This is a genomic window from Clostridium lacusfryxellense (assembly GCF_018861735.1).
GTDB classification, from domain to species: domain Bacteria; phylum Bacillota; class Clostridia; order Clostridiales; family Clostridiaceae; genus Clostridium_AD; species Clostridium_AD lacusfryxellense.
Genome location: NZ_JAHLEB010000057.1, coordinates 1 through 14,161 on the forward strand (window position 1 = coordinate 1; position 14,161 = coordinate 14,161).

Below are 14,161 nucleotides of genomic sequence, written 5' to 3' on the forward strand. Positions count from 1 at the left end.
AAGAGCAGAAACATTGAAATTCCATTTAAAATTCTTCTTTTGCAAATATAAAATTCTCGTGAGCCTGACTGGAAGGAAGGCTAGCGAACCGGCGCACGCCGAATGTGAGTGATAGGGAATTTTATATTTGCAAAAGATTAGAATTTCTTAATGAAATTTCACGTTTCAAACTCTTATTTGGTGACCCGCAGGAGGAATTTATAGGTCGTATTCTTTTTTATTTAAGTTTAAATTTTGTTTCATCATCTATATATTTTAATAAAATTAAATCATCCTTAAGGATATTTCCTACAACATTTACTCGATCATCTTGGGGAAGTGTTTTTTTGCAAATTTGTAGTTCTCCACTATATCTAAGATAATCTTTATTATCAATTGTAATGCTACCGATCGTTCTAGTTGTATTGTCGTGAGGATATATAGTCCCCCCGTGCAGGTCAACTCTTGAATTTGTAGATCTTATTACGTCTTCTGCGGAGTCAGGTCTGTTTTCATGTATATTGTCAAAAATTATTTTCCTCTCAATAGAGCTACAGTTATTTAAATTTACTCTAAGCTCTAGGATGTTCTCATTAATATCACCAACACTCCTAAGTTCATCGTCACTTGGTATACTATCACCGAATATAATATTATCCATGCCTAGAGCGAATAATTCTTTAGCGGCAACATAAGGAGATAAGAATCTATGTTTTTCAAGCGTGGCCAAGCCTTCATAAATAGGCCCCCTTTTATTAATTAGGGATGGTACAAATGCTGAAATTTTTATATTCCTTTTTTTTAGCATTTTGTTTTTTTTATTGAATGTATTTATGGATAACCCCGTATTTAGTCTAGGGTAGTAATTGTGACATGATTGAAGCATTTCATAATTAGGATTATATTCTTCAAGCTCAACGAAAAATCTTTCAGTTACAGTGCTTGCATTTATCTCTATTTTTAAACCAAACTTATTATTAGTAAAGTTCGAGATTTGCTTAGGAGAAAACCCAAAGTCGACCCTTACTCCTTGCAGTCCCATATCTTTTATTGATTTTAAATTATTCATATCGGCGCAAAGATAGGTGAATGCTCTAGGTGAAATATCAGCAATTATGGACATACTTAAATTATTTGCCTCAGCAACAATTACTTTGAATTCTTCTACAGCTTTTTCATAATTTGCTTCTGGAATATGAAGTGATGTAAATATAGTATCAAAGCCCAGAGCTTTAGAATTATTTATATATGTAATATTTTCTTTTAAAGTATATTTCATTCCTGTGAAAACAGAAATACCTTTTCCCATTGGATTTACCTCCCTATATTGAGAAAATCCCAATGTGAAAGCAAATATTGCGTTTCTCAATGGGATTTTCAGTTACAATAAAATATTATTCTATATGATATTCAAAGCCTGAATAAATTACTTATTAAGTAGTTTAAGTGATCTAGCAACAACATTTTCAGTTGTAAAACCAAATTCTTTAAATAGTACATCAGCTTTTCCTGATGCTCCAAATCTATCAATTGAAATTACATCTCCATCTAGACCAACATATTTGTGCCATCCAAAGGAAGCGCCAGCTTCAACAGCTAATCTTGTTCTTACAGATGATGGTAATATAGATTCTTTATATTCTTTTGATTGTGATTCAAATATATCTAAACAAGGCATACTAATTACTCTAGCCGTAATACCTTGGGCATTTAATACCTTAGCTCCCTCATAAATAAATTCTACTTCAGAGCCTGTTGCCATTAAAATTATATCAGGATTTTGACCTTCTACTTCATATGTCTTTAATACATATGCACCTTTTAATGATTCTATTGAAGTCTCTTCATATAAAGGAAGGTTTTGCCTTGTTAATACCAATGCAGTTGGAGTTGTTTTTGAAGTTATTCCAGCATACCAACCAAAAGCTGTTTCTCTAGAATCAGCAGGTCTAAATACATTAAAGTTTGGTAGAGCTCTAAGTGCTGCAAGATGTTCTATTGGTTCATGAGTAGGACCATCTTCACCAACAGCTATGCTATCATGAGTTAAAACATAAACAACAGGAAGACCCATAAGTGCTGATAATCTCATTGCACCTTTCATATAATCGCTAAATACAAAGAAAGTTGAAACAAAAGGTTTAAGACCTCCATGTACATATATTCCATTTGCTATAGCTGCCATTGCATGCTCTCTTACTCCAAAATGAAGGTTAGATCCATTTCTATCTTCCATAGAGAAATCTCCCATACCCTTCATATATGTCTTATTAGAAGGAGCAAGATCTGCTGAACCACCTATAAGATTAGGTACATGTTTAGCTAATACATTTAAGATAGCACCAGAGGAGTTCCTTGTCGCCGCTTTGCCTTCAAATTTCCACATGTCGTTTTCTTTTAGTAAATCAGCAGATATTTCTCCACTTTGCCATAATTCATATTCTTTAGCAAGCTGCGGATTTTCGTCGCTGTAAGAAGCATAAAGTGTATTCCATGTTTCTTCTTTACGACTTAGCTCTAATTTTACGTTTTCCATATGTTTAGTAACTTCAGTTGGAACTGAAAATGGTGATAGATCCCAACCCATGCATTTTTTCATTTCAATTATATTATCTTCACCAAGCGGTTCTCCGTGTGCAGATGCCTGGCCTTGCTTTTTGGCACAACCAAACCCAATAATAGTAGTAATTTTAATGAAGGTAGGTTTATTGAGTTCAAGTTTTGCAGTTTCAATGGCTTTACCTATTGCATCCATATCGTTGCCATCTTCTACGCATATTACTTGCCATCCATATGCCTCATATCTTTTAGCTACATCTTCTTTAAAAGCAATATCTGTTGAACCTTCAATAGATATACTATTTGAATCGTACATTACAATAAGTTTAGATAGACCTAAGGTTCCTGCTAGGGATGCTGCTTCACCAGAAATTCCTTCCATATTGTCACCGTCACCACATATAGCATATGTATAATGATCTACAATAGAATGTTTCTTTGTGTTAAATTTCGCTGCAAGATGGCTTTCAGCTATTGCCATACCAACTGCATTAGCAATTCCTTGTCCAAGAGGTCCTGTTGTAATTTCAACACCATTTGTATGATTGTATTCAGGGTGACCAGGTGTTAAACTACCAAATTGTCTGAAATTCTTTAAATCTTCAATAGTTAGACCATAACCAAAAATATTAAGAAGTGAATATTCAAGCATTGAACCGTGACCTGCTGAGAGTACAAATCTGTCTCTATCCTGCCATTTTGAATTTGCTGGATTATGTTTCATATGATTTGCCCATAATGTATAAGCCATTGGTGCAACCCCTAGTGGAAGGCCTGGATGTCCAGAGTTAGCCTTTTGTATAGCTTCAGCTGACAGAACCCTTATAGTATCTACGGTTAATTGTTCAATTTTATTCAATGTAAATTCCTCCTTGTTATATATGTTAATTTTTATGGATTATTTTATAATTGTATCTAATTGAAATTTGTTCTATATTAAATATAAAAGATTACGCTGTAGATTGCAAGAATATATTCTGTTTAATTTATTATCTCACAACTTGAAATCATTAAAATTAATGAATCATTGATTTTAGATACCTTATCCTCATTAGTAAGTACAACTAAATAATCACCAGGATAAATAACTGTGTCTCCCCGAGGAAGGATTTCATCTCCCCCACGTTTAACGGATACCAATAAACAATGGGAAGGCCATTTAACTTCTTTAATTTGTTTCCCATCTAGATATGAGCCCATGCAAACTGCAAATTCCAGTATAGCTTTATTCTTATTATGTCCAGTAAATATTTTTTCACCTTGATTGTGTAGAAATTTTTCAAGAAGAGATTCATATATAGGTTTCGATGCTAATATATCTGCAACGATATATGCAACTATTGAAACAATAGCTAGAGAAAGCATATGTTTAAAGGAACCTGACATTTCAGCAATTAATATAATACCTGTTATAGGTGATCTAACTACTGCAGTAAAATACCCTGCCATAGCAAGTATTATCATATTATTAACATACATTGTATCAAAATTCACAAAATGCACAAGTACTACACCATAGACATTTCCGACTAAAGCTCCGATTGCAAGCAGTGGAAGAAAAATTCCACCAGGTGCGCCTGAGCCGTAACTTGCCATGGTGAATAAAAATTTTGCAAGTACTAAAACAATTAAAATTGTTAAAGGAAGATTTCCAGTAACTAGAGATACTATGAGGTTATGACCTCCTCCTAAAATTTGTGGCAAAAAAATGCCGAAAATAACGGAAATTAATAGTGGTATTATGATTTTCATTTCTTTTGGTAACCATTTTTGTTTTTCATATATATTTTGAGTTTTTAGAAGAAGAGTATTAAAAGCTACACCTAAAACACCTACAATAGCACCTAATAATACAATGTAAAAATAAAATTTAAGTGGTAATGTAGAAATATTTTCAAAATTAAAAACTGGTTTTAATCCAAAAAAACCTCTGGCTACGAAGTCTGCAGATAGTGCGGCAGCCAAAGTTGAGAGTAAAACTAAAGGAGAAAAGTTTTTATGAACTTCTTCGAGTGAAAACATTACAGCTGCTAGTGGAGCATTAAAGGCTGCTGCAAGCCCTGCACTCGCTCCGCTTGTAATAAGATATTTCTCTTCAATTTTGACTCTTTTAAATATCTTGCTAAATCCCTGGCCTACCGCTGCACCTAATTGTACTGACGGTCCTTCACGTCCAAGTGAAAGTCCAGAGCCTATTGTAAGAACTCCTCCGATAAACTTACCGGAAATAACACGTAGCCAGTTCATGTCCAGTTTTCTAAGAAGAACACCTTCAACTTGAGGGATTCCACTTCCGCTTATCATTGGTTCACGTTTAACCATTAAACCTACAATATATCCCAAAATAATTAAAATACCAATCCATGGGATAATAAGTATAGGTTTTATAGAAAGAGTCATATAAACGCCATTTAAAAATATTCCGGCTTCTTCAAGTACGTGACGATACAACACAATTAATAAACCTGTGATGATACCTATACATATTGATTCACACACAAGCTTTAATCTAAAGCTATGCCAAGACATCAGTGTGTTATGAGTGTTATGTTTGCTATCCGATTTCAAATTTACTGCCTCCATTAATATGTATAATAACTTAAGTATGTAACTTAATTACCTTATGTTATATATATTATCATAAACAACTATATATAAGTAGGAAACTAAAGTAAATTACAAGTATAATAAACGTATACGATTAAAACTGAAGTGCGTATTTTATAATTAAAGTAAATATAAATGGGGGTTTAATATTATGATAATAGGCGGAAGAGCGCATGATTTTGGTAAATTATCACTTGAAGAACTAACAGCAAAAGTATCAAAGCAGGGTTACACGCATGTTCAATTGGCTTTAGACAAAGCAATATATGGAATAGATTGTAGCTTAGGAAAGTTAAGTCCCGGCCTCGGAACTATATTAGAGATAGCTTTAAAAAAGAAAATGTTCAAATAGCTGTTTTAGGTTGTTATATAAATCATATACATCCCAATATTTGTGAGAGAAGAAAAGGAATAGATAGATTTAAGGAACATATAAGATTTGCTAGAGATTTTAAATGTAGTATAGTTGGGACAGAAACTGGAACATTAAAGGTCGATGGAGTACGTGATTATGATAACGAGTCAGAAGGGGCCTTTGAAACATTAACTGAAAGCTTAAAAGAACTTACTACCGAAGCGGAAAAGTTTGTGGTTATAGTTGGAATTGAGGGTGGTAAAAATGAAGTGGTGACCAGTCCTAAAAAAATGAGAAGAGTTCTAGATTTAATTCCTTCTAACAATTTACAGGTTATCTACGATCCAACTAATTATTTATCAATAACTAACTTCAAAGATCAAGATGAAATCATTAAAGATGCCTTTAATTTATTTAGGGATAGAATCGTAGTAATGCATGCAAAGGACTTTGTAGTTAGTAATGGTAAAATTATTACAGTAGCGGCAGGGAAGGGAAGGTTGAATTATAAATTGATACTAAAACTCCTTAAAGATAAAAAACCATTTATAAACATCTTGCTTGAGGATATTAAAGAAGTGGATATGGATGAAAGTATGAGGTTTATAGAGAATGTGTATAGTAGAGTCTAATAAAAAACAAATGATATAAATTTATAGGCGATTTATTAGTATTTAGGTTTTGGTAAATACTAATAAACCGCCTATAGTGTTTTTTATTATAATAGAATTTATATTTGCACTTTATCAGTGTTTTTTTTCATTTTTTCTTCAATTTCTAATAATACTTTTTGTTGATAATACATTATTAAAAAACATATAATACTTGATACAAATACTAATACAAAGGTTGATATTTTGAAAAATATAAACCCGACAATTAAAAAACTAGAAAGACATAGTAATGTAATATTAAATTTTCGAATTGTATAATATGCAGCGGTTTTAAGAACATCTTTCCAACCTAAATAAAACCTTGAGATTATTGGGAATACATACAAACTCATTGAAAAAATAAAAGCCATAACTACAAAAATTGAAATGGTTAACATTCGTGGGTAACCGCTAGAAATAAAGAATCTAATATCAATGAACAGTACACATATTAATATTATTTCTAACGCTCCAAAAAACAATGATTGAAAAAAGTTAGTTTTATAAGCCTTAAAAAAATCTTTAGTAATATTTATATCTTTTTCCCTTATAAGTTTGCCCATAACACTAAAAAGAGCCGTTGCTGCAGGAGCTATAGGAATACAACATATAATAGCAATAGTAGTAAATCCTTGTGGAATTGCTTTTGTACCATTAGATAGAAGCACAAGTAACATAAAAACTAGTGGAATATTTAGAAGCAGAAAGTATAAATTACCCATAAAGAACCAAAATATGTAGTTAGTTATTGTGTATAAAGGTCCTTCGCCGAATTCTCTTTTTGATTTACCCATTTTTTCCTCCAACTGCATTTATAAAATGCATTTATGTAAATTATTATAATAAATTAATTGTTTTTATATCAATTAAAATGTAACATAAATAAAGTAAAATGCAAATAGGTAGAAGTTATGAAAATGATAATTAAATTTTGGCGTTTTCTACATATTGATATAATTAAGGAGATTTTTAGCAGAGTACTGTCTTTTAATTAACAAAAACGGACTTAAAATATTGTTGCAGATATTAAATAGTGGTATAATTTGTAGTATCTGTTAACGATTACTTGAGTGAAAAAGAACTGGTAGGAAGGTGTGCACATGGGTGAAATTAATAAACCTGATCTAGAATTTGAGAACCTGTTAAAAGAACAAAATATATATAAAAATAAACCTCTCAAAACATTAGTATATTTGTATAAGGATAACATTTGGAGATTATTTGTATCTTTTATATTTTTTATTATTAAACATTCGCCAGCTTGGGTAATGCCTATTATAACAGCAAATGTTATTGATATAGCAAGTGGTCCAGCAACTCACAACTTAAGAGAGTTATGGATTAACTTAATAATAGCATCCGTATTAATTATTCAAAACGTTCCAACTAGTATATTATACACAAAATTTTTCAGCCAAGCGTTAAGATGTGTTGAAGCAGAGCTACGGAGCAAATTAGTACGAAAACTTCAGATATTATCGATTTCATACCATAAACAATTAAAGTCAGGAAAGATACAGTCCAAGGTATTAAGAGATGTAGAGGCAATTACGGTATTATCAAGGCAGATTTTCAATGGGTTTGTACCTACAATTCTAAACATTGTTGTAGCTCTTACCATTACTTTAACAAAAAGCTTTACGGTTGCAATATTTTTTATGATGTCTATGCCAGTATCTTTTTTTATTATAAAACACTTTAGGAAGAATATAAGAAAAACAAATAGAGACTTCAGAAAGGATATTGAAGAAATGTCTGCAAATGTGGCAGAAATGGTAGAACTTGTCCCTATAACAAGGGCACACGGACTTGAGAATGTAGAAATCAATAGAATGGATAAACAATTAGAAAAAGTAAGACATAGCGGATACAATTTAGATATTGTAACAGCATTTTTAGGAGCCTCCGGTTGGGCTGTTTTCCAAGTTTTTCAAGTTGGATGCCTTGCATTTACAGGCTATTTAGCTTATAGGGGCAAAATTTCTGTTGGAGATGTTGTGTTATATCAAAGCTATTTTTCATCTATATTAAATCAAGTTTCTAGTTTAATTAATGTATACCCAGACATTGTGAAGGGTTTTGAATCAATAGATTCAGTTGGAGAAATTTTATTATCTGATGATGTTGAAGATAATAAAGGAAAACTTAAGCTTACAAATGTTAAAGGTGATTTTTATTTTAAATCTGTAGGGTTTAATTATGAAACTTCAGAAAGGCCAGTACTTAGCGACTTTAATCTTAAAGTAAAGGCAGGAGAGTGTATAGCTTTTGTAGGTGAATCAGGAGCCGGGAAAACTACGATATTAAATCTAATTATTGGGTTTAATAAAGCTTCAAAAGGAAAGTTATTTATTGATGGCATGGATATAACTGGAATAGACTTGCGAAGTTACAGAAAGAATATAGCTGTAGTGCCTCAAAACACAATCCTTTTTTCAGGTACCATTAGAAGTAATATTACTTACGGGCTTACAAATGTAAGCGAAGAGGAAATTAGGCAAGTAGTAGAATCTTCAAATTTAACGCAGGTAGTAGCTAAACTGCCTAAGGGACTAAATACTTCCATTGGAGAGCACGGAGGTATGTTATCCGGTGGTCAAAGGCAACGGATTGCTATAGCAAGGGCTTTAATTCGAGATCCTCAAATAATTGTTTTGGATGAAGCTACGTCAGCACTAGATAATATTTCAGAACTCCATGTGCAAAAGGCAATGAGAAATTTAGTTAGTGGTCGCACAACATTTATAGTAGCGCATAGTCTTTCTACTATAAGAGATGCAGACCGCATTGTTGTTATGAGAAATGGAAGGTGTGTCGAATGTGGGACTTACACGGAATTATTAGACTTAAAGGGAGAGTTTTATAATTTAAAACAATTGCAAGGATAGGTGCTAAAATAATAGGTATTAAAAGTATAGATATTAAAAGGAAGTAGCTTAACGCATGTTTGAGCAGGAGAAATACTTTACAACTAGTGAATATTTGGAGAAGCTTTACAATGAAAAATCTAGAAAATTCGGTTTTAAAGCGGAGAATATTTTTGAATATAAATTATGGAAAACTGAGTTGCGAAGTAAACTAAAGGAAATAATAGGATTGAACAACATGAAATCATGTGATTTAGAAGCGCAAATAGTAGAGTCGCAAAATTTTACAGGATATAGGAGGGATAAAATTATTATTCAAACGGAGCCAGGAGTTTGGATGCCACTTTATATATTGATTCCTGATGGTATTAAGGTAAATGAAAAGAGACCTTGCGTTATTGCACCCCATGGACATGGAGGCGCTGGTAAGTACTCAATTGTAGGAAGAACTGATATCCCTGGGATTAAGGAAAGCATAGAAAAATATAACTATGATTATGGTTTAGAATTTGTTAATCAGGGGTATGTGGTATTTTGTAATGATGCTAGAGGAGCAGGTGAAAGGCGAGAAAAAAAACATCAAGGTATAGATATAACATCGCTTATGAGTACATCTTGTAATGATATAAATAATGTTGCCATTAGTATAGGGCAAACTTTAGTTGGTATGATGACTTGGGACCTTATGAGGCTCACTGATTACATCGAAACCCTTGATTATTGTGATCACTCAAAAATAGCATGTTGTGGTTTTTCGGGAGGTGGATTACAAGCTCTTTGGTTATCAGCTTTAGATGACAGAATAACTTGTAGCGTTGTTAGTGGTTATTTTTATGGGTTTAAAGACTCCATACTAAAGACTCATTTATGTGGATGTAATTTTGTACCTAGGCTTTGGGAATATATTGAGCTTGGAGATTTAGCAGCATTAATTGCACCTAATAAACTCTTAATTGAAAGTGGTACTAAAGATAGTTTAAATGGACATCGAGGAATTAAGAATGTAATTCAGCAAGTTGATATAACTAGAAAGGCCTATAATATATATAATAAACAAGAGAATCTCTATCATCATATATTTGAGGGACCCCATATGTGGAATGGTGAGAAAACCTATGATTTTGTTAATAATTGGAGCGGTAGAGGTGGGGAAATATGATAGTTGCAAAGGATGGAAGTGGAGATTTTAATACCGTGCAGGAGGCAATAAATTCTATACCTTTTGGAAACCAAAAGAGGATAGTTATAAATATTAAAAATGGAATTTATAAAGAAAAGATATTTGTTGATATGAACAATATAATGTTAATAGGCGAGAATGAATTTAATACAATATTGACCTATGATGATCACGCATATAAGTTGTTTCCAAATGGAGAAAAGATGGGTACCTTTAATTCCTTTAGTACGTTCATTGGGGGAGATAATTTCATCGCGCAAAATATAACTTTTGAGAACTCTTCAGGTTGCGGAGATACATATGGCCAGGCAGTTGCTATATATGTGGATGGTGATAAAGCTAAGTTTAAAGACTGTGAGATATTCTCAAATAATAGAGATAAAAGTGTAAATGGATATATAACTGCAGCATCTACAATTGAAGGTGAGAGGTTTGGATATGTATTTATAGATTGCAAGTTACTAAGTGATGCAAAACCTAATTCTGTTTATCTTGGGAGGCCTTGGAGAGATTATGCAAAAACTACTTTTATAAATTGTTTTATGGGAGAACACATTGCCCAGATCGGGTGGCATAATTGGGACCGTTTGGTTACGCAGAGTACTACTAGTTATGAGGAGTATAATAGCTTAGGTCCTGGAGGTAATCTACGTAACAGGGTTACATGGGCAAAGACATTAACTGATGAGGAAGTTAAGGAGTACACCCCGGGAAATATATTTGGTTTGGATTTTAATTATGAGTTTTATAAAAGCTAGCAAAATAAATTGCTAGCTTTTAATGACTGTTAAATTAGTCCAAAGTCTCCATTACAGAGGAGGCAAGGATAAATGCTCCAACACCTTTTGGATCATTTGTTACAATTGGCTCACTTATATAGTAAGCATATGTACCGTCTCTTTTCTGGCACCACCAAGTCCTGCTACGCTGCAAGTTTTGTTTAAGTTTACTAAGCCATCTTGAGTAACCGTAATAAACTCATCAATAATACCCTTATAGGTTTTCTTTGCAACTCTAAACCAACTATTAGGAAGATAACCTTTTTTTGATCCTTTTGCAATTGCATATAATATCATACATGAGGCTGAGGCTTCTAAGTAGTTACCCTTTCGGTCACCTTCATTTAATACTTGGTACCAAAGCCCTGTTTCTTCATCTTGAACTCTAAGAAGTGAGTCTAATACCTCATTTAAAATTTCGATTATTCTAGCTTTGTCTTTATGGTCTTCAGGTATATAGTCTAATACATCTACTATAGCCATAACATACCAACCAACAGAACGACCCCAGAAGTTCTTTGAAAGACCTGTTTCTTTATCACACCAGGGTTGAACTTTTTTTTCATCCCATGCATGATATAGCAGGCCAGTTTCAGGATCTTTTGCATGCTTTTCACAGATTAGAAATTGTTTTGTAACATCATCAAATTCTGATGTCTCACCAAACTCTTTTATAAACTCAGCATAGAAGGGGGATCCCATGTAAAGTCCATCTAACCAAATTTGATAAGGGTAGATTTGCTTATGCCAGAAGGCACCTTCACTAGTTCTTGGATGGTTTTTTAATTGCTCTCTTAATAAAAAAGCAGCTTTTTTATATTTCTTTAGTCCTGTTTCTTTATAAAGAAGGAAAAGCAACTTTCCATTGTTTACATGATCTATATTATATTCAGTAACACTATATTTTCTAATTCCACCAGTTTCATCAATGAAAAAGTCCATGTTCTTTTTAATAAAATCAAAGTATTTATCTTCTCCGGTATTTCTCCATAATAATTCTATTCCTTTAAAAATGACACCATTGTCATATTCCCATTTACCATTTAATTCTGGAGTTCTCATCATAACTGAATTTGTCATCCTAACAGCCCAATTTTCCATTTATTACACCTCTCTATTTTGTATATAAAATTTATTTGCTACTGAGTTGAAGTCTATAAATAACGTTAATAAGTTTTACCATAGGGTCATCATTCTTTGCATTTTTAGTTTTACATCTAGAGAATTCAACATTAAAAGCATTTTCAACATAGAAAGCTGGACCTTTGTGATTACTTATAGTGACATTGCTAAAGCTTATGTCTTTTACATTTGAGCAGAAGAAGCCTCTTTGCGCCATTGGCTCAAGGTTTGACATCATATCTGGCATGCCAGGTTCTGCGTTTTTAGCCATTGATATAGAGATATTTTCAAAGGATACATCCTCTACATACATTTCGGCAAGCCCATATAAAAACCCTGCAGCAGCCCGTACTTCTCTAGCAGTTATATTAGAAAAATGAATTCTTCTAAAAGCTGGTGTATCTTTTGTTATGGGGTAAGGAGTTTTATCCCAAACATATTTATCTTTTCCTTTAGGTCCACAATAGTAGTATAGATTTGCAATAAATGGACATAAAACATCCTTCATTACTATGTTATTAATTCTTATATCTTCAATAACGCCTCCGCGACCACGCCGGGATTTCATTCTAATGCCTCTATCAGTTCCTTCAAATACACAGTTGCTTATGGTAACGTTCCTAATATCCCCACTCATTTCACTGCCGATTACTACCACACCATGACCATGTACCATAGTGCAATTTGATATAGTAATATTTTCACAAGGAACTCTAATAAGGGTATCTTCTGTACCAGATTTTATAGCTATGCAATCATCACCAACATCAATGTGGCAATTGGATATATGTACATTTTTGCAGGATTCTGGATTAATCCCATCAGTGTTTGGAGAGTCCGCTGGGTTTTTAATTGAAATTTTGTCTACTGTAACATTTTAACAACATATAGGGTTGATAGTCCAGCTGGGGGAGTTAATTAAAGTAATTCCCTCAATAAGTACATTATTACAACCATGAAAACTTATTAATTTAGGTCTGGGATATAAATTTTCATTGTTTTTCATAAGTTTCCATCAAAACATGCCTTATCCATCTAGTTTTCCACGACCAGTAATAGCAATATTTTCTGCATCTTGTGCATATATGCAAGATGAATATACAGGACTCAATACCCCTTCCCATCTTGAATTTACAACAGGATACTGTGTTATATCGTTAGAAAATATTAAAATAGCACCTAAATCTAAATTTAAATTAATGTTGCTTTTTAATCTAATAGATCCCGTAAGAAACTTGCCAGCGGGTACGTACACTGTTCCCCCACCAGATTCACTACAGGAATTTATTGCTGTAGTGAAAGAATTTGTACAGGAGGTAATGCCGCCGGGAATTGCTCCGAATTCTGTGACATTAAATATTGTTGAATATGGTGAAGTGTTCATAGAAACCTCCTTTAGTATAGAGCGTCATTATCCCTTAACTGCTCCAAGGGTTACACCTAGCGAAAAACAATCCAATAGCTGCGAGTGCTGGTTTTGAAAGTGGCAATACTATTTTAACAAATATACCCATAGGAGTACAACCATCTATCTCCGCTGATTCCATTAAAGCTTTAGGTATTCCCTCAAAGAAGCTCTTCATAAGTATCAAATTATATACTTGTAAACTTAATGGAAGAACAATTGACCATAAACTATTCATTAGTCCAAGATTTTTCATATTTAAATATGTAGGTACTAGTCCGCCATTAAATAACATTGTAAAAAATAAAATAGATGCAAACAACTTTCTTCCAGGCATATCATCTTGAATTAATACATAGGCTCCGAGTGTAGTCAAAAATAAACCAATAAGTGTACCTACTACTGTTATATAAATAGAAACAAGAAAAGGTGTATATAGTGTGGTTTGTGTAATAACAGCTTTATAAGCTGCAAGTGTTGGGTGTATTGGAATAAGTCTTAAACCATATGAACCAGTGGCATCTAATGAATCGGATACTACTTTCAAAATAGGTACAAGTATCACAATTACAGTTACGAGTTGAAAGAGGGAGTTGAATATTCTGAAAAAAGCTCTTCCACGGTGACCTTTTTTGAAGCTAAATTTATCATTCAT

General features: G+C 32.9%; 13 protein-coding genes. 5 read left to right on the plus strand and 8 right to left on the minus strand.

The features are described 5' to 3' along the window. Positions 1-217: 217 nt before the first annotated feature. The 3 genes from KPL55_RS21510 to KPL55_RS21520 all read right to left on the minus strand — a co-directional run bounded on the left by KPL55_RS21510 (position 218) and on the right by KPL55_RS21520 (position 5,067). Positions 218-1,288 carry a DUF871 domain-containing protein gene (locus KPL55_RS21510; RefSeq protein ID WP_216308814.1) on the minus strand — a complete coding sequence of 357 codons (1,071 nt, stop codon included), beginning with the start codon at positions 1,286-1,288 and terminating at the stop codon, positions 218-220. Positions 1,289-1,405: 117 nt separating this feature from the next. Beyond that, positions 1,406-3,397 carry a transketolase gene (tkt, locus tag KPL55_RS21515; RefSeq protein ID WP_216308815.1) on the minus strand — a complete coding sequence of 664 codons (1,992 nt, stop codon included), beginning with the start codon at positions 3,395-3,397 and terminating at the stop codon, positions 1,406-1,408. A gap of 122 nt (positions 3,398-3,519) precedes the next feature. After that, complete coding sequence (locus tag KPL55_RS21520) at positions 3,520-5,067, minus strand: ClC family H(+)/Cl(-) exchange transporter (protein WP_376770494.1); 1,548 nt, start codon at positions 5,065-5,067, stop codon at positions 3,520-3,522. A 229-nt stretch (positions 5,068-5,296) separates the two neighbouring features. Here KPL55_RS21520 and KPL55_RS26115 point away from each other — a divergent pair, with 229 nt between their 5' ends. Beyond that, positions 5,297-5,497, plus strand: coding sequence for a hypothetical protein (locus KPL55_RS26115; RefSeq protein ID WP_246599728.1), 201 nt, complete (start codon positions 5,297-5,299; stop codon positions 5,495-5,497). A gap of 17 nt (positions 5,498-5,514) precedes the next feature. Continuing rightward, complete coding sequence (locus tag KPL55_RS21525; protein ID WP_312887363.1) at positions 5,515-6,132, plus strand: sugar phosphate isomerase/epimerase family protein; 618 nt, start codon at positions 5,515-5,517, stop codon at positions 6,130-6,132. A gap of 98 nt (positions 6,133-6,230) precedes the next feature. Here the strand turns inward: KPL55_RS21525 and KPL55_RS21530 are convergent, their stop codons facing one another. Then, positions 6,231-6,947, minus strand: a complete 717-nt coding sequence (locus tag KPL55_RS21530; protein WP_216308817.1) for a YesL family protein — start codon at positions 6,945-6,947, stop codon at positions 6,231-6,233. A 306-nt stretch (positions 6,948-7,253) separates the two neighbouring features. On the opposite strand from KPL55_RS21530, the gene KPL55_RS21535 reads away from it, so the two are divergent. The 3 genes from KPL55_RS21535 to KPL55_RS21545 are packed head-to-tail and all read left to right on the plus strand — an operon-like array spanning position 7,254 to position 10,958. Continuing rightward, the gene (locus tag KPL55_RS21535; protein ID WP_216308818.1) at positions 7,254-9,041 is read left to right on the plus strand and encodes an ABC transporter ATP-binding protein; all 1,788 of its coding nucleotides are present in this window, start codon (positions 7,254-7,256) and stop codon (positions 9,039-9,041) included. Positions 9,042-9,096: 55 nt separating this feature from the next. Beyond that, positions 9,097-10,179, plus strand: a complete 1,083-nt coding sequence (locus KPL55_RS21540; RefSeq protein WP_216308819.1) for an alpha/beta hydrolase family protein — start codon at positions 9,097-9,099, stop codon at positions 10,177-10,179. Then, positions 10,176-10,958 (plus strand): pectinesterase family protein, encoded by a 783-nt coding sequence (locus KPL55_RS21545; protein ID WP_216308820.1) that lies wholly within the window; start codon positions 10,176-10,178, stop codon positions 10,956-10,958. Before KPL55_RS21540 ends, KPL55_RS21545 begins: the two co-directional genes overlap by 4 nt. Positions 10,959-11,072: 114 nt before the next feature. Here KPL55_RS21545 and KPL55_RS21550 read toward each other — a convergent pair whose 3' ends face one another. The 4 genes from KPL55_RS21550 to KPL55_RS21560 form a co-directional block, all read right to left on the minus strand. Continuing rightward, positions 11,073-12,080: a glycoside hydrolase family 88/105 protein gene (locus KPL55_RS21550; RefSeq protein ID WP_246599730.1), complete on the minus strand. Its 1,008-nt coding sequence runs from the start codon at positions 12,078-12,080 to the stop codon at positions 11,073-11,075. A gap of 31 nt (positions 12,081-12,111) precedes the next feature. After that, the gene (locus tag KPL55_RS26120; protein ID WP_312887364.1) at positions 12,112-12,960 is read right to left on the minus strand and encodes a glycoside hydrolase family 28 protein; all 849 of its coding nucleotides are present in this window, start codon (positions 12,958-12,960) and stop codon (positions 12,112-12,114) included. A 168-nt stretch (positions 12,961-13,128) separates the two neighbouring features. Then, the gene (locus tag KPL55_RS26125; RefSeq protein ID WP_246599731.1) at positions 13,129-13,485 is read right to left on the minus strand and encodes a glycosyl hydrolase family 28-related protein; all 357 of its coding nucleotides are present in this window, start codon (positions 13,483-13,485) and stop codon (positions 13,129-13,131) included. A gap of 34 nt (positions 13,486-13,519) precedes the next feature. Further along, on the minus strand, positions 13,520-14,161 hold the full coding sequence (locus tag KPL55_RS21560; protein WP_216308821.1) for a carbohydrate ABC transporter permease: 642 nt from the start codon (positions 14,159-14,161) through the stop codon (positions 13,520-13,522).